Genomic DNA, 19,298 nt, shown 5'->3' with positions numbered 1-19,298 from the left:
GCAAGCATGTCTGTGGCCGGCTCACCTGATCAATCCGTTTGTTTGGGTAGTCGCCGGCCATGATAACGTTTGCACACTTGCTGGCCGTAGGTGCAGGCGCGGCCTTGGGGGCCATCGGCCGCTGGTTGCTTGGCCTGTGGCTGAATCACTCGGGGGCGGTCTTGCCGTGGGGCACACTGGCGGCCAATGGCCTGGGTGCGTATGCCATCGGTCTGCTTCTGGCGTTGGTCGTGCAGTGGCCTGCGGCGCCCGACTGGCTCAAGCTGTTCATGATCACCGGGTTTCTGGGTGGCCTGACCACATTCTCTACATTTTCTGCCGAAACCATCGGTCTGCTGCAGCGGGGCGATTGGCTGGCGGCATTGGGTTATGCCTTCATCAGTCTGGCAGGCTCGTTGGCCCTGACCGCACTGGGGTTTTATTCCGTACAGCGTGTATTGGCCTGATCCTTCAGGCCAGCGCGCATATCCTGTCGAGGCGTTCGGGGGCATGGTGTCGGCCCGATTCACTACGTAAAGTGACGAGTACCTGGGCTGGTTTATTGCTTCGTCATCAGGCTGGTCGCCTGACCTGTGATTAAACAATTGTCGCGATCTGTCGTTACTGTTTGAACATGAGGGCCTTGCTTCGGTGGCTACGCCTTCGGTATCCGCCTTAACAGGACCCGAGACATGAAAATCGAAAGTTCAAACATTGCGTTTGCCAGTCAGCATACCCGCGTCAGCCAGGTATCGGTTCAAGAGACGATGCGGGCCTGGGTGGGTAACCAGCGCCCTGATTTTGAAGGGCAAGAGGCCGTCAATGGTGCAGCGGGCCGCTCAGCGGCGCTCCCTGGCAGCAACGTGAGTATTTCGGAGGCGGCACGTCAGGCGTTGTTGCAGGCGGCTTCCCAATCCCCGTCATCAGCGCCAGTGCAAGGGGGAATACCGGTTCTGCCGCCAGTCGTCCGGTTGGTGGTGAATTATCTGGCCAAGAGGCCGCCGGGGCTGATGCGGTTGATGCCCAGTGCTGAGGCCATCGACTCTGATCCCAAGCTCAAGCTGCTGGTCACACTGATCGAGGCGTTCACGGGGCGCAAGGTCAAGCTGATGGATGCTTCGGAATTGACGCAGGCGGCCGGTGCGGCCGCATCGGTTCCTGCGCAGGCAGGGTCTGTGCCGACCCAGGCCGATCAACCTCAAGGGTGGGGTATTGAATATGACCGTCGTGAATCCGTCTACGAATTCGAGCAGACCTCATTCTCGGCAGAAGGGGTCATTCGCACCGCAGATGGCAAAACCCTGCAGTTCAGTGTCTCCATGCAAATGACACGGGAGTTCGCCAGCGAAAGCACGTTTTCCCTGCGCGCCGGTGACGGGGTCCGCAAAGATCCGTTGGTCATCAATTTTGGTGGCACGGCAGCGCAACTGACCGATCAGAAATTTGCGTTTGATATCGACAGCGATGGTGTCGACGACACAATCTCGTTTGTGGGCGGTGCCAGCGGTTTCCTGGCGCTCGACAGAAATGGCAATGGCATCATTGATGACGGGTCTGAATTATTCGGTACCCAAAGCGGTAATGGTTTTGCCGACCTTGCCCAATACGATGAAGACGGCAACGGCTGGATCGACGAGGCTGACAGTGTGTTTGCGCAATTGTTGATCTGGACCAAAGACGGTCAGGGTGAAGACCAGTTGACGTCATTGGCGCAACGCAAGGTGGGGGCCTTGTATCTCGGGCAGGCCGAAACCCCGTTTGATCTCAAGGGACGTGACAACACCATGCACGGCCAGGTCCGGGGTACGGGGTTGTATGTTGGTGAAGACGGCCGACTGGGTACGTTGCAGCAGGTCGATCTGGTCGTCTGACGTCAATAGCCCTGACACAGCAGGGCGGCGGCCCGTTGTCCGCTGCGAACGGCGCCTTCCAGTACGGCGGGGTAGCCGGTGTCGGTCCAGTCGCCGGCTACCATCAGGTTATTCCAGGGAGACGCATTATCGGGCCGCGTCAGGCCCGGCGTTGCTGCAAACGTTGCACGTTTTTCAATGATCAGAGTGTGACCCGTAATGCGTGGCATGGCGTTGCAATGGGCGGTTTGCGTGCGTATCTGGCGTAGCAGTTGTTCAATAGCTTCATGCCGGTCCAGCGTCATCAGGGCTCGGCAATCACTGATAACCACACAGAGCAGGTGCTTGCGTTGGGGTGTTGCGGCAATATGGGCATGGTTGAACAGCCATTGCCCCAGGGCGCCCGGGTGTGCCTGGTCGTCCAGCATCAGCATGTTGTCTGGCAAGTCATACCAGGGGCGTTCCAGCGCCAGGGTCAGTGTGGCGATCGGTACCGGCGCAAACGCTGAAAGCGACTCAAGCAATGGCGTGGCGTGTGGTATCTGCGGCAGGCCCGCCAGCAGTCGGTGGGCCGAGGCCGGCGCTGTTGCCACCACAAGGGCATCGTAAGAATAGCTTCCGTCAAGACGATAGCCGGATCCTTCACGGGTGATTTGCCGTATGGTCGAGCGGCGATGTGTCGTGATGTCCCCGGGGACATGATTGGCCCACAGATCGGAAAGGTCGGTTGTCGGGATCAGTACATCGCTGGCGTGTCGTCCGGCATCCAGGCTGTCACCGAGAACCCGGGCCAGCATGTCGATACTGGCATCGTGCAAGGGTGTGTTCAGGGCGGCAAGGCACAAGGGTTCCCAGAATCGTTGAATGATCCTGGCGGGTTGGCGGTGCCGTTCAAGCCAGCAGGACACGCTCTGGTCGGGCACGACCGTCCATCGTCGGTTTTTGAGGCGCAGAATCGCACGCGTCAATGCCAGTTTCTCTGACAGGTTCCAGCCTCTGGCCCGAAAAACCCCTACAGCGGCGTGCCACGGCGAAGGCAAGTCGACGCAGCGCAGTTCGAACGAGTGGTCGGCAGCTTTCAACGCGAGCGGTTGACGTACGAACGCGGTTTCAGTATTCAGACCCAGTCGTTGCATCAGGCTCAGAGTGTGGTGATAGGCTCCCAGCAGGATGTGCTGTCCGTTATCCAGCATTGCGGCGAATTCAGGACGATCGACGGCACGGGCTCGCCCACCCAAAGTACCCGAGGCCTCATGAACCGCAACAGTGTGGCCCGCATCGCGCAGTGAAACGGCCGCAGCAAGCCCGGCCCAGCCCGCACCGATGATGCCGACGTTCATTGGGCAAACTGTTTGGCCAGCCGTTTGCCACCGGTTACCCAGGTTTTCCAGGCCAGCCAGAACTTGCGGATCGGCGTCAGTGAAACGCGCTGGTCAAGTACCTGCCAGCGATCACGTTCGATTTCGAGCAGCAGGGCGTGGTAAATGGCTGCCATCGCCAGCCCCGAGCGCTGGTTGCGCCGGTCGATCTCGGGCAGGGCTGCGAGCGCTTCGCGGTAATAGGTTTTGGCTCGTTCTGTCTGGAATTGCATCAGGGCAACGAAGCGGTCGGAGTATTGGCGGTTCAGAATTTCCGAAGCCTTGACATCAAACTGCTGCAGCTCGTCGATCGGCAGGTAAATGCGCCCGCGCCGGGCATCATCGCCCACATCGCGAATGATGTTGGTCAGCTGGAAGGCCAGGCCCAGCTTGTCGGCGTAGACCAGGGTATTTTCGTCCTGGTAGCCGAATACCCCCACTGACAGTTCACCGACGGCCCCTGCTGCGTGCCAGCAGTATTTCTGCAGGCCAGGCCAGTCAAGATAACGGCTTTGGTCCAGGTCCATTTCCATGCCATCAATCACGGCATGCAGCCGCGCGGCCGTAATACGGCACGATTCAAGGTGCGGCATCAGTGCTTTCATGACCGGGTGCTCGGCTTTCCCGGCAAACAGTGCGTCAACCTGCTGATGCCACCAGGCCAGGGTCTGGCGGGCTACCGAAGGGTCGTGGCATTCATCCACCACGTCATCCACTTCGCGACAAAAGGCGTAGAGTGCGGTGATGGCGCGCCGGCGTTCGGGGGCAGAAATAAAAACGCGTAATAAAAGCTTGAGCCACTTTTTGTGGCCTTGTTCTGGCAATAATCGTCGGGGCTCATGCGTGGCCTGAAGGTTTGGGCGCTGATCTGCGCATAATTGCCCGACCCAGAACAACGAACCAGTCGCGGGGTTTCAGGGTGGGCCGATGGTTGAACATGTCGTAGTTTAAATCGTCCAGGCGTTCCAGAATGCGCAAACCGCCTTCAATGACCATGCGCAACTCAAGAGCCAGCCGCATCGGAAGGCGCCCGGGCAGGGAATATCCTGAAAGCAGCAGCGCCCGGGCCTGACCCACCTGATGCCGCATCAGTGCCTGCCAGCGTTCGTCGACGCGGCCATGGGCAATGTGCTGTTCGCTGACACCAAACTGGGTCAACCGGGCCTGCGGCAGGTACACGCGGTTCTTGGCCCAGTCAATCGCGATGTCTTGCCAGAAATTGGTCAGTTGCAAGCCGGTGCAAATGGCATCGGCCTGGGTCAGGTTCAAAGGGGTCGCTGCATCGTACAGCTGCAGCATCAGATGGCCGACCGGGTTGGCCGAGCGCCGACAGTAGTCAAATAATTGCGCGTCGTCGTCGTAGCGGGTGATGACAACATCTTGCGAAAATGCCGACAGCAAATCGTAGAACGGTTGCAGCGACAGCCGGTGTTTTGCAATGCTTTCGCCTAACGGTTCGAAAACTTCGGCCAGCTGCGCAGTGATCGGATCCGGCGTTTGACCCGCAAGGTGATCCAGTGCGTGTCGGTAGGCTTGCAAGCCATCCAGCCGCGCCTGCGCCAGGGCATCGCCTTCATCGGCGATGTCGTCAGCGTTGCGGGCAAAGCGGTAAATGTCGACCACGGCACGGCGTATGTGACCAGGGACAAGTACCGAGGCAACAGGGAAGTTTTCGTAGTGATTTACCGCCATGAAAATTGTTTTGAATTTTTACAGGATGCCAAGCGCGGGCACGCCAGTTGGATTAGACTTCCGTTATTAGGGAGAAGTCATGCCACGTCCGATTTCGGCAACAATTTCGTTGCCGTTTTTAACTCACAACCTGGCTGTTGTACGCAACCAGCTCGATCGTATCAGTACTGAACACCGTCGCGTACGCCCGAAAATCTGGGCGGTAATCAAGGCCAATGCCTACGGACACGGCATTCACAATGCTCTCAGGGCATTTGATCAGGCCGATGGCCTGGCCATGCTTGATCTGGCCGAGGCCATTGCCTGTCGCGAGGCAGGGTGGGTGAAGCCCATTTTGCTGCTCGAGGGTTTCTTCGATGCGGCCGATATTAACCTGTTCAGCCAGTATTCGCTTGATGCCACCGTGCATTGTCAGACGCAACTGGATATGTTGTCGGCCGTCAAGGTAAACAAGCCTGTCAATGTGTTTCTGAAGTTGAACACGGGTATGAATCGTCTGGGGTTTGAGCCAGACCGGTTCCGGTCGGCCTGGGATAGCGTCACGGGTTTGCAGCGGTCGGGCACAGTGGGCCGCATCGGCAAAATGACCCATTTCGCACGCGCCGACGAGGCACACGACCTGACGAATGCGCAAATTCGCGTGTTTGCCGAGGCTACCCACGGGCTTCCCGGTCCTGACAGCATGTGTAATTCAGCGGCCAGTCTGACGCCGGCCTATTGGTTGTCCTTGCCAGATACTGCCGAACAATGGGTGCGACCCGGTATCTGTTTGTATGGTTCGTCCCCGTTTACGCAGCAGACCAGCGCCGATCTGGAGCTCAAGCCTGGCCAGACGCTGTCGTCCAGGCTGATTAGCGTGCGTTCAATCGGGCCAGGTGAAGGCGTGGGCTATGGGCATATCTTTGTGGCTGAACAGCCCATGCGCATTGGTGTTGTCGCCTGCGGTTACGCTGATGGCTATCCGCGTCATGCACCTACCGGTACTCCGGTCAGTGTGGCCGGGGTACGTACCCGTTTGCTGGGGCGAGTTTCCATGGACATGCTGACGGTCGACCTGGGGCCTGTACCACAGGCCCGGGTCGGCGATGACGTGGTTTTGTGGGGTCAGAATGGCCCGACGGTCGATGAAGTCGCCAGCGCGGCTGGCACAATTGGTTATGAATTACTATGCGCGGTGGCACCACGCGTTCCGAAGTTGGTGGTTTCCTGAAATCAACATTACGAAGGACGGCTCGTGAAAAACAAATGCGTACTTGTTACCGGGGCAACCCGCGGAATTGGCTGGGCAATCAGTCAGCGTCTTGCCGATATGGGTTGCCATGTTGTGGGCCTGGCGCGCAACACGCAAGACATTGATTTCCCCGGTTACCTGTATGCCTGTGACCTCAGCAATGCGGGTGAAACCGAGGATATTTTGCGCATGATTCGTGAAAAGTATCCGGTTGACGCCATTGTCAACAATGTCGGTGTCATTCGCGATGAGCCTCTGGGTGATGTCGATCTGGCGTCGCTTTATTCGGTGTTTGATCTGAATGTGCGTGTCGCTGTCCAGGTCACGCAAGCGTTTGTGGCGTCCATGAAAACGCGTCGTGAAGGGCGCATTATCAATATCTGTGGCTCCAGTGCCCACGGGTCTGCGAACCAGACCAGTTTTGCCGCCGCCAAGAACGCCCTCATTGCCTGCACCAAAACCTGGGCGCTTGAACTGGCCGAGTATGGCATTACCGTCAACGCGGTTTCGCCCGGTGCGGTTGAAACCCTTACATTCCGCGAACAGCATCCGGTAGGCAGTGACGCAGAAAAGCGCGCGATTGCCTCGGTGCCGTTGCGGCGTCTGGGTCAGCCGGCCGATGTTGCTGCCGCCGTCTTGTTCCTGTTGTCGGCCGAAGCGGGTTTCATCACGGGTCAGGTTCTGGGCGTTGATGGTGGCAGCAGCCTGGCCGGTCGCCAGGTGTAAGCGCAGCCCGGTCATGGCCAAATCAAAAACCAATTTTGTGTGTTCCGACTGCGGCGGTACCAGCCTCAAATGGGAAGGCAAGTGTCCCCATTGCGGGTCCTGGAATACCCTGGTCGAGACGCTTGAAGCGCCTGCGGCATCGCACCGTTATGCGTCGCTGGCCGGGGCCAGTCCGGTGCAGGTGCTGGCCGATATCGAAGCCCGTGAACTGCCGCGCCAGCCATCCGGCATAGCCGAGTTTGACCGGGTTCTGGGCGGTGGCCTCGTACCCGGTGCGGTCATACTCATCGGCGGTGATCCGGGGTGGGTAAATCGACCTTGCTGCTTCAGGCGATGGCAACGCTGTCACAGCAGGTACCGGTGCTTTATGTCACAGGTGAGGAATCTGCCGAGCAAGTGGCCTTGCGGGCTCGCCGGCTTGAACTGAGTACCGGCAAAGTCAGTCTTCTGGCAGAAATCAGGCTCGATGCCATCATGGCGACACTGACGGCACAAAAGCCGGCGGTTGCCGTTATCGACTCCATACAGACGTTGTATTCAGCCGAGTTGTCTGCGGCACCGGGTTCGGTATCGCAAGTGCGAGAATGTGCGGCGCAGCTGACCCGTATGGCCAAGCAAACGGGCATCACACTCGTGTTCATCGGTCACGTTACCAAAGAAGGGGCGCTGGCCGGGCCCCGCGTGCTCGAACACATCGTTGATACCGTGCTCTACTTTGAAGGCGACACCCATTCGTCGTTTCGTTTGGTGAGGGCGTTCAAGAACCGGTTTGGTGCGGTCAATGAACTGGGTGTGTTTGCCATGACTGACCGTGGCCTCAAAGGGGTCAGCAACCCGTCGGCCTTGTTCTTGTCGCAGCACGATCAAAGCGTGGCGGGGTCATGCGTGATGGCCACCCAAGAGGGTACGCGGCCCTTGCTGGTTGAAATCCAGGCCTTGGTTGATACGGCGCACGCGCCCAACCCGCGCCGGATCAGCGTAGGCCTTGAAGGGACGCGTCTGGCCATGCTGCTGGCGGTGCTGCACCGTCACGCCGGGGTAGTGACGCATGACCAGGACGTTTTCGTCAATGCGGTTGGCGGCGTCAAAATCACCGAGCCAGCAGCCGATTTGCCGGTGTTGCTGGCCATTTTGTCATCGTTGCACAATCGTCCGCTGCCGGCGGGTTTGCTGGCCTTTGGCGAGGTGGGTCTGGCCGGCGAGATCCGTCCGGCACCGCGGGGGCAAGAGCGCCTCAAAGAGGCCGCCAAACTCGGGTTCAAGATCGCCCTCATCCCGAAAGCCAATGCACCGCGTCAGCCCATACCGGGTCTTGAGGTCTGGGCCGTTGACCGCATTGACGCCGCCATTGCCCGTCTGCGTGAAAGTGCGTTCTAGTGTGCTGAAAAAGAGGTCGTATGTCCGTTAGAAACCATCAAGGTTCCGCCTGGCGTCTGGGGCTGTCTGCGTTACGACGTGACTGGCGTTCGGGCGAGCTCAACATCCTTTTGCTGGCGTTGGTTATTGCAGTGGTTGCTGTTACCAGTGTTGGTTTTCTGGCAGACCGCGTCAGTCAGGCCCTGACCAGCAATTCGGTCCAGATGCTGGGGGTGACCTTGCACTTGAGGCGGATGCCCCAGTGCCTGAACTCTTCATGGCACGCGCACAGGGTGCCGGTCTTGAAACGGCGCTTACGGTGTCTTTCCCGTCCATGGTGGGTACGCAAAGCGGGGTTCGTCTGGCATCGGTCAGGGCGGTGTCCGATGGTTACCCGCTTTACCCGGGTCTGCGGCTTGACGTCGGCGATGGGCAAACACGACTGGCAGATCGGGCACCCGAGCCGGGTACGGTATGGGTTGACCCACAGATCCTGACGCTGCTGTCCGTTGAGCCCGGCGGTGCGCTTGATGTCGGCGACTTGTCCATGAAAATCAGTGGTGTCATTGCCTACGAGCCTGATCGCGGGGTGCGCTTTGTCAATGTGGCGCCCCGTGTCATGATCAACGCTTCCGACCTGGAGGCAACGGGCCTGTTGGGTTTGGGAAGCCGGGCACGTTACGGGATGCTGGTGGCCGGTTCGGGCTATACATTGGCCGGTTATCGCGTCTGGCTTGAGAATGCCCTGACACCGGGCCAGCGTTTGCAGTCCATTGACGATGCCAGCCCCGAAATCCGGGGTTCGCTGCAACGTGCACATCAATTTCTGATGCTTGTGGCTTTGCTGACGGTGATGATTGCTGCGGTGGCGGTGGCTCTTGCCACGCGCCGCTACCAGCTGCGTCACCGGGACGGTATGGCCATTATGCGCTGCCTGGGCGCAGCGCGGCGTCAGCTCCAGTGGGCGCTGCTTGTCGAATTCCTGGTGTTTTCCATCGGGGCTTCGGCACTCGGCGTGCTGCTGGGTTATGCCGTGCATGAAGTGCTGGTTGCTGCTGTCGCCGTGGTGTTCGACACGCCGCTGCCGTCACCTTCGTGGCATCCGGCAGGACAGGGTTTTGTGACCGGGCTATTGCTCTTGCTGGGGTTTGCCCTGGCTCCGCTGGCTGAATTGGGCCGTGTTGCACCGGCGCGTGTGCTGCGCCAGGATTCCGGTACGCCGCTTAAATATCGTGCGACACCCTATGTGCTTGGGTTGGCCGGTTTTTTGCATTGGCCCTATGGGTGTCCTCCGACGTGATGCTGAGTGCAGTCATTGTCGGTGGCGTTCTTGTGGTGCTGGCCGTATGCAGCCAGTTGGCCTGGCTGGGAGTTGCCGCTCTGGGCTATTTCCGTCAGCAGACCGGAGCACCTTCCGTGTTGCGGTTCGCGCTGGCGGGTATTGCGCGCAGAACGTCCCTGGTGGTTGCCCAGGTGTGCGCCTTGTCTGTCGGGCTGCTGATTCTGCTGTTGCTCAGCATCACCCGCACCGACCTGTTGCAAGGCTGGCAAAATGCCTTGCCTGATGACGCACCCAATACGTTCCTGATCAATATTCAGCCCGGTCAGCGCGACGCCGTCCAGGCTCGCCTGAAGTCGGCAGGTATTGTCCTTGATGCGCCAGCGCCCATGGTGCGGGGGCGGTTGGTCACGATCAATCGCCAGCCGGTCGATTCGCGCAGTTACAGCAGCCCGCGTGCGCAACGCATGATTGACCGCGAATTCAACTTGTCATGGCGTGCCGATCTCCCGCAAAGCAATCGGGTGGTCGCCGGTCGCTGGCTTGACGTCACTGCCCCTGAGGTTTCACTGGAGTCCGGGGTTGCCGATACGCTGGGCGTCGGTTTGGGCGATGAACTGGGGTTTGACATTGCCGGCGAGCAGGTGGTTGTTCGGGTAAGCAGTTTGCGGTCGGTCAAGTGGGACTCCTTCGATGTCAATTTTTTTGCCTTGATGTCGCCCGGGGTACTTGATTATGCCCCGACGTCTTATCTGACGGCGTTTTATTTGCCTCCTGATAAATCGGGCCTGGTCCAGGATCTGGTCCACCAGTTTCCCAACCTGACAGTTTTTGATGTGGGTTCCATGCTGACACAGCTCAAGTTCATTCTTGATCAGGTGGTCAAAGCCGTTCAGACGCTCTTTGTGTTCACCATTGCGGCGGGTGTTCTGGTGCTTGCGGCTGCGTTTTCTCAACCCGCGACGAGCGCATGCGTGAAGTGGCCATTTTGCGCATGCTGGGTGCGAACTCACGACAGTTGTCGGTGGCCATGGCCGTCGAGCTTGTCCTGATTGGCGGGTTGTCTGGTTTGCTGGCCAGTTTCGGTGCCGTCGCCATCGCCTGGGTACTGGCCGAATGGGTCATCGAGATCAGTTTTACCTGGCCGCTCTGGCCCTGGCTGGTGGGTAGCATGGCAGGTATTCTGGCGGCGCTGCTGGCGGGTAATCTGGCGTTGCGGGGTATCCTGAAAACGCCGCCGTTGTTGTCCCTGCGGACAATGTCCTGAGCTGTTTGCTTCTCGTCGCCATGTCCTTATCGTCGCCATCCAATAGCCTGAACGCACCCGACTGGGTCGATATCCCGATCGATGCCGGCGGGTTGCGCCTGGCTGCCCGACTGGCAACCCGGGCCCGAAATGAAAGCCCGGCGCTGTGGTTTGACCCGGCTCAGGCATTATTGCAGGCAGTACCGGTGCAGGTCGGTGGGCGTCAGGCCGCCTGGTTTGTGCAGGGGCCTTGGGAAAGTGCAGTGCTTCGCCATTATCGCCGTGGCGGCCTGGTAGCCCGTATCAGCCAGCAACATTATCTGTGGCAAGGGGTTGAACGCACCCGCTCCTTTGCAGAGTTTGCATTGCTCGATCGCATGGTGCGCCAGGGGTTGCCGGTACCCGAGCCTTTGGGGGCGGCGTGGTGGCGTGCGGGCATGGTGTATCGGGCGGCTATTGTGGTGGCGCGCATCCACGGGGCCACCACGCTGGCCCGGTCACTGGATGTCGCCGACCCGATTCGCGTGGCCGCTGCCATTTTGCGCGTGCACGACGCCAATGTCTGGCATGCTGATCTGAATGCCTTTAATATTCTGCTCGATCCGGCCGGTCGGGTCTGGCTGATTGACTTTGATCGCGGGCGTGTGTGTCGCATGACGACAGCCCGACGTCGGGCAAATCTGGTACGGCTGTATCGTTCATTAGGCAAGCAGGGTGCGTTGGGCCAGTCTTTTGCACACGCTCTTGATGTGGCGTACCGGCAGCTGTCTGCCACCTGAAAACAGCGGGTTCTGCGGTTAAAAAGGCGCTATCATCACGCCTTTCCTGAAAATTCTTGTCAAGGTTTGTCGGTCATGATCTCTCGTCTGGTCGCTAAAATCATGCTGTTGGCCGGGGCGGCGCTGCTTGTAATGCCCGTGCAGGCGCAGGTGTTGAACGTTTATAACTGGGCTGAATATACGGCACCCGATACGCTTCCGGGTTTTGAACGCGAGACCGGTATCCGCATCCGATACGATGTTTACGACAGCAACGATACCTTGCAGGCCAAGCTTCTGACAGGCAAGTCGGGCTACGACATTGTTGTGCCTTCCACTCACTACGCCGCGCGCCAGATCGAGGCGGGGTTGTTCCAGAAACTCGATAAATCGAAACTGCCCAATCTGAAACACCTTGACCCGGACCTCATGGCCCTGGTCGCTGCGGTAGACCCGGGTAACCAGTATCTGGTGCCCTGGGGTTATGGCACCAATGGTCTCGGTTTCAATGTGACCAAGGTGCGTGAAATTCTCGGCCCCGATGCCCCGTTGAACAGTTGGGATATTCTGTTCAAGCCCGAATACGCGCAGAAATTGCGAAGCTGTGGCATTTCCATTCTTGACGAGGCCGCGCAGGTGTTTCCGGCGGTACTCAATTACCTTGGCAAAGACCCCAACAGCCACAGTACGGAAGACTACGCGGCCGCGCTCGAGGTCCTCAAGCAGATCCGTCCTTACATTCGTCAGTTCAGTTCGTCGGGTTATATCGATGAGCTGGCCTCGGGTGACTTGTGCATGGTGTATGGTTTTTCGGGCGACATCATGATTGCCCGTTCGCGTGCCAAAGAGGCGGGTAAACCTTTCGAGATCGATTACGTCATTCCCGAGGGCGGTGCGCCGGCCTGGTTTGACACCATGGCGATACCGGCCGACGCCCGTAATGTTGATGAAGCCCACGCTTTTATCAATTACATTGAAACGCCGCAAGTGCATGCCGCCATCACCAATGAAATGTTCTACCCGAATGCGAACAAGTCGGCGCGTGACTTTGTGGTCGAAGAAGTGGCCAGCAATCCCATGATTTATCCGCCACCCGAGGTGGCGCGTTCGTTGTTCGTGATCAAATCCCAGCCCCTTGTTGCAAAGCGCATCCAGACGCGGATGTGGGCAGCGCTGAAATCAGGCCGTTAAACCATGACAGATAATCGCAGTGCAGGCAGCACCTGGTCGGCCGATGCCGACGAATTCGTTCGTGTCGAGGACGTCGTCAAGATTTTTGGCGATACGGTTGCCGTTCAGTCGGTCAACCTGTCCGTGCGACGCGGTGAAATCTTCGCCCTGCTGGGCAGTTCCGGTTGTGGCAAGTCAACGTTGTTGCGCATGCTGGCCGGTTTTGAGCAACCGACCTCAGGCCGTATCTACCTGGACAACGAAGACATCACCGCCTTGCCTCCTTATCGCCGTCCCGTGAACATGATGTTCCAGTCGTATGCGCTGTTTCCGCACATGACGATTGAAGCCAACGTGGCGTTCGGGCTCAAGCAGGAAGGGGTGCCGCGCAACGAAATCCACGAACGGGTTTTCGAAGCACTCGATCTGGTGCAGATGGCGGCGTATTCGCGTCGCAAGCCGCATCAGTTATCGGGCGGGCAGCAACAGCGTGTGGCGCTGGCTCGCAGCCTGGTCAAGCGGCCCAAGTTGTTGCTGCTTGACGAACCCATGTCGGCACTCGACAAGCAAATCCGCCAGAAAACCCAGGTCGAGCTGGTGAAGATCCTGGAGCAGGTAGGGGTCACGTGCATCATGGTGACCCATGACCAGGAAGAATCTATGACCATGGCGGATCGTCTGGCGGTCATGACCGAGGGGCAGATCATTCAGTGCGGCACACCGCAAGACGTTTACACCTTTCCGAATTCGCGCTTTGTGGCCGGGTTCATCGGTTCGACCAACCTGTTTGACGGCCGCATCACGGTCGATGAGCCCGATCACATCGTGATAGAAAGCGATCAGCTCAGTCGCCCCTTGTTCGTTTCGCATGGGGTCAGTGAGCCCCTCGGTATGGATGTTCACGTCTCGATCAGGCCGGAACATATCCGCGTGCTGCGTGAGCAGCCGCTGGTCGAGGGTAACTGGGCGCACGGGATCGTCAGCCATGTGGCCTGGATGGGCAGTTATGTGCGTTATCAGGTTCGCCTTGATTCCGGTTTCATGCTTGAGGCCAATGTGCCCCTGATGGTACAGGACCCGGCCACAGCGCCGGCCGTTGAAGACGAGGTCTATGTCAGCTGGGCGGCCGATAGTGCAACGGTGCTGCCGTCATGAAGCCAATGCCAGCCTGGTCTCGTCGCCTGTTATCGCGGCGTCTTGCGATTTTGCCGCCCTTTCTCTGGATGGCGCTGTTCTTGCTTGTGCCGTTTTTGCTGGTATTCAAGATCAGTTTTGCCGACCTGCGTTTTGGTATCCCCCGTACACGCCGCTGGCTCAGCTGGAAGACTACACCCTGAAGCTGGGGCTGCACCTGAACGCCTATTACCTGCTGTTTACCGACAGCCTGTACATTGCGACCTACCTGAATTCCATCAAGGTGGCGGCGATCACCACGCTATGCTGTGCCCTGATCGGCTATCCGATGGCCTATTACATTGCGCAATCCAGCCCCGGGCCCGCAATCTGTTGTTGTTGGCTGTCGTGCTGCCGTTCTGGACGTCATTGTTGTTGCGGGTCTACGCCTGGGTGGGTATTTTGCGTAACGACGGGCTGCTGAACAACTTCCTTTTGTGGCTGGGTGTCATCGATACGCCGCTGGAAATCTACCGCACTGATCTGGCGGTCTACATTGGGTTGGTTTACGCCTATCTGCCGTTTTTCATCCTGCCGCTTTATGCCAATCTGGTCAAACTCGATCGTCGCCTGCTTGAAGCGGCTTACGACCTGGGTGCTCGTCCTTTTACGGCGTTCTTCAAGGTGACGTTACCGTTGTCGCTGCCGGGCGTGATTGCCGGCGGCATGCTGGTGTTCATCCCCACAGTGGGTGAATATGTCATTCCGGAAATGCTGGGCGGGGCCGATACGCTCATGATGGGCCGCATCATGTGGACCGAATTTTTCAACAATACCGATTGGCCGATGGCCGCCGCCGTTACGGTGGTTATGGTGGCCATTTTGCTGGTGCCGCTGGTCATTTTCCAGCGTAACCAGCTTGAGCAAATGAATGCCGGTAAAGGGGTGGTGATGCAGCCTGACCGTACGTTGAAGGCCATTGCGCTGACGCTGGGGTATGCGTTCCTGTATGTGCCCATCGCCTGCCTGATGGTTTTTTCGTTCAACGACTCCGCCCTCATGACCTCCTGGTCAGGGTTTTCATTTCGTTGGTATCTGGAATTGTTCAATGATCGCGCTTTGCTCAGCGCGGCGTTTCTTTCATTAAAAATCGCTGCGCTTACCGCAACAGCCGCCGTCATTATCGGCACGTGGGCAGGGTATGTGCTGGCGCGCATGGGCCGATTCAGGGGTTCACCTTGTATATCGGCATGCTCAGCGCACCGTTGGTCATTCCCGAAGTGGTGCTGGGTATTTCCTTGTTATTGCTGTTTGTTGAAATGGGCCAGTGGCTGGGTTGGCCAGAAGGAACCGGCATGTTCACCATCTGGGTCGGACATGTCACCTTGTGTGTCGCGTATGTGGCCATTGTCATTCAGTCGCGTATTCGTGATCTTGATCGCTCACTGGAAGAAGCCGCCCTCGATCTGGGGGCCAGCCCGGCCCGGGTATTTTTCCTGATCACGGTTCCGCTGATCGCCCCGGCCCTGTTGGCCGCGTGGTTGCTGGCGTTCACCCTTTCTCTCGATGATGTGGTGATTGCGTCGTTCTTGTCGGGGCCGGGCTATACCACCTTGCCGCTCGAGGTGTTTTCCCGGGTGCGTCTGGGGCTCAAACCTGAAATCAATGCACTGGCGACCTTGTTCATTCTGGTTGTCGGTATTTTTGTCATTGTCGCCAGCCGGCTGCAATGGCGCGGAGAAGCAAAATGACACAACCTTTGAAACTGTTCGGCCTGAAACGTTGCAGCACGTGCGTCAAGGCGCAGGCCTGGCTGGGCCAGAATGGGTTGCCATTCGAATTCATCGACTATCGTGACCAGCCGGTTGCTCCTGAAGTGCTGACACAGTGGGCCCAGGCTCTGGGCGGTTGGGACAAGCTCGTGAATCGTGCATCAACCACCTGGCGCACGCTGTCAGAGGCTGAAAAGGCGGTCAGTACGCCGCAGGGGTATCTCGATCTTATTGCCGCAGCACCCACGCTGGTCAAGCGTCCCGTACTGGTCAAGCCCGATGGTACGGTTGCCGTTGGTTTTTCTGACAAAAAATATTCTGAACTACTGGGGTAAAACATGCTTTCTCAAAACGAACTCAAGCAGAACGTTGCCCAGGCAGCGGTTGATTACGTCTTGCCATTGCTGGGGCCAGACGTCATTGTGGGTATCGGGTCGGGTTCAACGGCCGATCTGTTCATCGACGCATTGGCCGTACATAAACAAAAATTCCGTGGCACAGTGTCCAGCTCCGAACGCAGTACCCGGCGTCTTGAAGGTCATGGCATTACCGTATTCGACCTGAATGACGTCACTCAGGTGCCGGTGTATGTTGATGGCGCAGACGAAATCGATGCCGGTTTGAGCATGATCAAGGGCGGGGGCGGGGCACTTACCCGTGAGAAAATCGTGGCGTCGGTGGCTGATCAGTTCGTTTGCATTGTCGATGAATCCAAATTCGTCGACTGCCTGGGGGCCTTTGCATTGCCGGTCGAGGTCATTCCGATGGCGCGTGAATCGGTCGCTCGTCGTTTGCGTGCGCTTGGCGGCGAACCGCAGTTGCGCGAGGGGTTCGTCACCGATAACGGTTGCGTCATTCTTGATGTCGCCGGTTTGCGCATCCGTCAGCCTGCCGAGCTCGAAGCCATCATCAACAACATCCCGGGGTCGTGACGTGTGGTCTGTTTGCCATCTCGGGGGCGACTGTCGCTTTAATGTCAACCCAGGACGGCGTTGTGACACTCAAACCCAAGGCTTAACAATAAGTTCATAAAACTGACTTTTTTGGGTGTACCCTGAAGCATGAATCATCGTCTGCAGTTTTAAAAAATCAGGGGTAGCCGCTGCGGCGCCCTGTTCATGTTCTCAAAGAAGGTTGATATGTCCGAGCACACCAACAAACAGTTTTCCGCCGAGCTTGAGCTCACCCGGTCTTCATTTTTGCAAATGGGGGCTTGGTCGAGGCCATGGTCCAGGAAGCCATGGAGGCCATGGTTACCGGCGAACTCAGCTTCGTCGATCGTGTTCGTGATCGCGAACGCGAGGTCAACCAGCTGGAAGTCGACATTGACGAACGTATCAGTCTGCTGATTGCCCGCAATCAACCCACTGCTATTGACTTGCGTCTGTTGCTGTCGGTGTCGAAAATGCTGACTGACATGGAGCGTTGTGGCGATGAGGCTGAAAAGATCGCCAAGATGGCACGTCGTCTGCACGAGGATGATTCCCGGTCCATTCCGGCCGTCGAGTTGCGCCATATTGCATCGCATGTCGTGGCCATGATCCGCGACGTTCTGGATGCTTTGCGCGTGAAGATTCCATTCTGGCTGCTACCGTGGTGCGCAGCGACAAGGAAGTTGATAAAGAATGGAAGGCAGCCTTGCGTCACTTGGTCACCTACATGATGGAGGATCCCCGTACGATCTCCCGTTCGATTGACCTGATTTTTATTGCGCGCTCGCTCGAACGTATTGGCGACCATGCCAAAAATATGGCTGAACGGGTCATTTATCTGGTTCAGGGCGATGACGTGCGTCATACGGGCGTCAAGGCCACTGAACGGGTTGCCCGGGGTGGAAGTCTTGACTCTGACCCCGAGTCTGGAGCGTAAGTCGCACCGCTGCGTTTCTGGTATGCGCAGATTTCCGCCCAAAACAAACGCCCCTGAATGGGGCGTTTGTTTTGGGCGTGCCGCCAACGTGCGATATCTGGCAGCAGTCGACGGTGTACAACTTACCAGGGGGCTTACTGCGCGGGTGGTACGTAACCCTGGGCTTCGACATTGACATCGTCAAACAGGAACGATTCCATTTGCTGTGCCAGGTACTTGCGTGCCCGGGCATCGGCCAGGTTCAGGCGATTTTCATTCACCAGACGGGTTTGTGTCTGGATCCACATTTCCCAAGCCTCTTTTGACACGTTTTGCCAGATGCGTACACCCATTTCACCCGGATAGGGTGGGGCCGCAAGACCTTCCGCTTCGCGTTTCAGTTTTACACAGTTAACCATGCGTGTCATATGCGTAGACCTACCTTTCAAGACAAAATTAAGCAATAGCGGCCATTGTACCCATAGCCCTCGCCCGGTGCACTTTACAGTTTCTTGATGAAAATGAGACTGTTGCGCGAGCGGTTGTAATGGGCCTGGCGCTCTTTGGGCAGACTGGACACGCTGCCTTGGCTGAACCCGCGCTTCATGAACCAGTGCGAGGTTCGCGTGGTCAGAACAAACAGTTTGCGTGCCCCGCTGGCGCGAGCCCGTGATTCAGCGTGGCGCAGCAGCATTTCACCTTCGCCTTCCCCTTGCCAGTCGGGGTGGACAATAAGGCAGGCCATTTCGGCCATGCGTTCTTCCGGGTACGGGATAAGGGCGACACAGCCGTAAATAACGCCATCGTGTTCGAGCACCGTGAAGCGTTCGACATCGCGCTCGATAACTGCACGCCCGCGAGGCACCAGCGTGCCGTCGGCCTCAAGCGGCTCGATCAGACGCACGATGGCACCGACATCGTCCATGGTGGCAGGCCGAAGGTCATCCAGCGTATCTTCAACCACCATGGTGCCAACACCGTCGTGGGTGAAGATTTCGAGCAGGACGCTGCCGTCAAGCGTGTAGGGCAGTAAATGCGCCCGGGCAACGCCCCGCTTTACGGCGCGCGAAGCATGGCTCAGAAAGGCGGCGGTATCGTCATCCAGCGTGCCGGTGGCGAGCAAGGCATCGGCGTCTTCACGCGCCAGTTCGGTGTCAACCGTGCCGTCAGGGTTGTACACCGTGCGGTCTTGCGTCAGGAAAATGAGTTTCTCGGCGCGCAGCGCGATGGCGACGCTGGTGGCCAGGTCTTCCATGGCCAGGTTGAAGGCGTCGCCGGTGGGTGAAAAGCCCAGCGGTGACAGTAGCACCAATGCGCTTTGCGACAGCACGGCTTTCAGGGCATCAGTGTCGAGTTTGCGTACCGTACCGGTATGCTGGTAGTCGATGCCGTCAAGAACGCCTACGGGTCGTGCGGTTACAAAATTGCCCGAAATCACGCGGATTTGCGCGTGTGACATCGGTGTGTTGGGCAGGCCCTGGCTGAACGCCGCCTCGATGTCCAGGCGGATTTCGCCGGCCGCTTCTTTGGCACATTCGAGGGCGGCGGCATCGGTCGGCTGCAAGCCGCGCCCGAAACGGGTTGCAAAGCCCTTGAGCTTCAGCTGTTCGTTGACCTGGGGCGCGACCCGTGAACCAGCACCAGGCGCACGCCCAGCGCTGACAGCAGCGAAATATCCTGGATCAGGTTGTTAAGCGCCCCGTCGTTGACGAGTTCACCGCCAAACGCAACCACGAAGGTCTTGCCGCGAAAATTGTGGACATAAGGGGCTACTTCCCGAAACCAGCGTACGAATTGGGCTGGTGCAAACTGGGTGGCCTCTTGGGCAGATATCGTTTCAGCGTCGTTGTCGGCCATAAGGGGTGTATTCGTCCCGGTTGTATTGATTCAGTCCAAAATTATAATGATTGACTGCCCATC

The 19,298-nt window shown here is 58.2% G+C and carries 11 protein-coding genes and 8 pseudogenes; 14 read left to right on the top strand and 5 right to left on the bottom strand.

The window, feature by feature from the left end:
• Positions 1-59: 59 nt before the first annotated feature.
• Complete coding sequence (crcB, locus tag N7E01_RS01410; RefSeq protein ID WP_289174247.1) at positions 60-446, top strand: fluoride efflux transporter CrcB; 387 nt, start codon at positions 60-62, stop codon at positions 444-446.
• 225 nt (positions 447-671) lie between these two features.
• Positions 672-1,850, top strand: coding sequence for an SPM autocatalytic domain-containing protein (locus N7E01_RS01405; RefSeq protein WP_289174245.1), 1,179 nt, complete (start codon positions 672-674; stop codon positions 1,848-1,850).
• Between the two features lie 2 nt (positions 1,851-1,852).
• Here N7E01_RS01405 and hpnE read toward each other — a convergent pair whose 3' ends face one another.
• From hpnE to hpnC, 3 genes and pseudogenes are all read right to left on the bottom strand, one after another.
• The gene (hpnE, locus tag N7E01_RS01400) at positions 1,853-3,169 is read right to left on the bottom strand and encodes a hydroxysqualene dehydroxylase HpnE (protein WP_289174243.1); all 1,317 of its coding nucleotides are present in this window, start codon (positions 3,167-3,169) and stop codon (positions 1,853-1,855) included.
• A pseudogene (gene hpnD / locus N7E01_RS01395) lies at positions 3,166-4,028 on the bottom strand (presqualene diphosphate synthase HpnD). Before hpnD ends, hpnE begins: the two are co-directional and overlap by 4 nt.
• Complete coding sequence (hpnC, locus tag N7E01_RS01390; RefSeq protein ID WP_289174240.1) at positions 4,025-4,879, bottom strand: squalene synthase HpnC; 855 nt, start codon at positions 4,877-4,879, stop codon at positions 4,025-4,027. Before hpnC ends, hpnD begins: the two are co-directional and overlap by 4 nt.
• Before the next feature lie 79 nt (positions 4,880-4,958).
• Between hpnC and alr the strand changes: the two genes are divergently transcribed.
• From alr to phoU, 12 genes and pseudogenes are all read left to right on the top strand, one after another.
• Positions 4,959-6,089, top strand: a complete 1,131-nt coding sequence (gene alr, locus N7E01_RS01385) for an alanine racemase (protein WP_289174238.1) — start codon at positions 4,959-4,961, stop codon at positions 6,087-6,089.
• Positions 6,090-6,113: 24 nt separating this feature from the next.
• Complete coding sequence (locus tag N7E01_RS01380; protein WP_289174236.1) at positions 6,114-6,836, top strand: SDR family oxidoreductase; 723 nt, start codon at positions 6,114-6,116, stop codon at positions 6,834-6,836.
• A 13-nt stretch (positions 6,837-6,849) separates the two neighbouring features.
• Positions 6,850-8,213: pseudogene (radA, locus tag N7E01_RS01375) on the top strand (DNA repair protein RadA).
• A gap of 20 nt (positions 8,214-8,233) precedes the next feature.
• Positions 8,234-10,738, top strand: a pseudogene (locus tag N7E01_RS01370) (ABC transporter permease).
• A gap of 20 nt (positions 10,739-10,758) precedes the next feature.
• Positions 10,759-11,496 carry a 3-deoxy-D-manno-octulosonic acid kinase gene (locus N7E01_RS01365; protein ID WP_289174234.1) on the top strand — a complete coding sequence of 246 codons (738 nt, stop codon included), beginning with the start codon at positions 10,759-10,761 and terminating at the stop codon, positions 11,494-11,496.
• A gap of 102 nt (positions 11,497-11,598) precedes the next feature.
• On the top strand, positions 11,599-12,666 hold the full coding sequence (locus N7E01_RS01360) for a polyamine ABC transporter substrate-binding protein (RefSeq protein ID WP_289175704.1): 1,068 nt from the start codon (positions 11,599-11,601) through the stop codon (positions 12,664-12,666).
• A 3-nt stretch (positions 12,667-12,669) separates the two neighbouring features.
• Complete coding sequence (locus N7E01_RS01355) at positions 12,670-13,800, top strand: ABC transporter ATP-binding protein (protein WP_289174233.1); 1,131 nt, start codon at positions 12,670-12,672, stop codon at positions 13,798-13,800.
• A 5-nt stretch (positions 13,801-13,805) separates the two neighbouring features.
• Positions 13,806-14,703, top strand: a pseudogene (locus N7E01_RS01350) (ABC transporter permease subunit); the annotation flags it as partial.
• Between the two features lie 6 nt (positions 14,704-14,709).
• Positions 14,710-15,509, top strand: a pseudogene (locus N7E01_RS01345) (ABC transporter permease subunit).
• The gene (locus N7E01_RS01340) at positions 15,506-15,865 is read left to right on the top strand and encodes a Spx/MgsR family RNA polymerase-binding regulatory protein (protein ID WP_289174231.1); all 360 of its coding nucleotides are present in this window, start codon (positions 15,506-15,508) and stop codon (positions 15,863-15,865) included. The pseudogene N7E01_RS01345 and the gene N7E01_RS01340 overlap by 4 nt, the downstream one beginning before the upstream one ends.
• Before the next feature lie 3 nt (positions 15,866-15,868).
• Positions 15,869-16,548, top strand: a pseudogene (gene rpiA / locus N7E01_RS01335) (ribose-5-phosphate isomerase RpiA).
• A 121-nt stretch (positions 16,549-16,669) separates the two neighbouring features.
• Positions 16,670-17,399: pseudogene (phoU, locus tag N7E01_RS01330) on the top strand (phosphate signaling complex protein PhoU).
• A 134-nt stretch (positions 17,400-17,533) separates the two neighbouring features.
• Here the strand turns inward: phoU and N7E01_RS01325 are convergent.
• Both N7E01_RS01325 and argA read right to left on the bottom strand, forming a co-directional pair.
• The gene (locus tag N7E01_RS01325; protein WP_289174229.1) at positions 17,534-17,806 is read right to left on the bottom strand and encodes an oxidative damage protection protein; all 273 of its coding nucleotides are present in this window, start codon (positions 17,804-17,806) and stop codon (positions 17,534-17,536) included.
• 74 nt (positions 17,807-17,880) lie between these two features.
• A pseudogene (gene argA, locus N7E01_RS01320) lies at positions 17,881-19,235 on the bottom strand (amino-acid N-acetyltransferase).
• Positions 19,236-19,298: the final 63 nt, after the last annotated feature.

The sequence above is a fragment of the Neopusillimonas aromaticivorans genome, from assembly GCF_030344915.1.
Taxonomy (GTDB): Bacteria; Pseudomonadota; Gammaproteobacteria; order Burkholderiales; family Burkholderiaceae_B; genus Neopusillimonas; species Neopusillimonas aromaticivorans.
The sequence above is the reverse complement of the archived record's forward strand: the minus strand, read 5'-3'. Positions and strand labels throughout refer to the sequence as shown.

Coding starts and splice junctions, on each gene's coding strand:
- crcB (WP_289174247.1), top strand. CDS start 60: ATGATAACGTTTGCACACTTGCTGGCCGTAGGTGCAGGCGCGGCCTTG.
- N7E01_RS01405 (WP_289174245.1), top strand. CDS start 672: ATGAAAATCGAAAGTTCAAACATTGCGTTTGCCAGTCAGCATACCCGC.
- hpnE (WP_289174243.1), bottom strand. CDS start 3,169: ATGAACGTCGGCATCATCGGTGCGGGCTGGGCCGGGCTTGCTGCGGCC.
- hpnC (WP_289174240.1), bottom strand. CDS start 4,879: ATGGCGGTAAATCACTACGAAAACTTCCCTGTTGCCTCGGTACTTGTC.
- alr (WP_289174238.1), top strand. CDS start 4,959: ATGCCACGTCCGATTTCGGCAACAATTTCGTTGCCGTTTTTAACTCAC.
- N7E01_RS01365 (WP_289174234.1), top strand. CDS start 10,759: ATGTCCTTATCGTCGCCATCCAATAGCCTGAACGCACCCGACTGGGTC.
- N7E01_RS01360 (WP_289175704.1), top strand. CDS start 11,599: ATGCTGTTGGCCGGGGCGGCGCTGCTTGTAATGCCCGTGCAGGCGCAG.
- N7E01_RS01355 (WP_289174233.1), top strand. CDS start 12,670: ATGACAGATAATCGCAGTGCAGGCAGCACCTGGTCGGCCGATGCCGAC.
- N7E01_RS01340 (WP_289174231.1), top strand. CDS start 15,506: ATGACACAACCTTTGAAACTGTTCGGCCTGAAACGTTGCAGCACGTGC.
- N7E01_RS01325 (WP_289174229.1), bottom strand. CDS start 17,806: ATGACACGCATGGTTAACTGTGTAAAACTGAAACGCGAAGCGGAAGGT.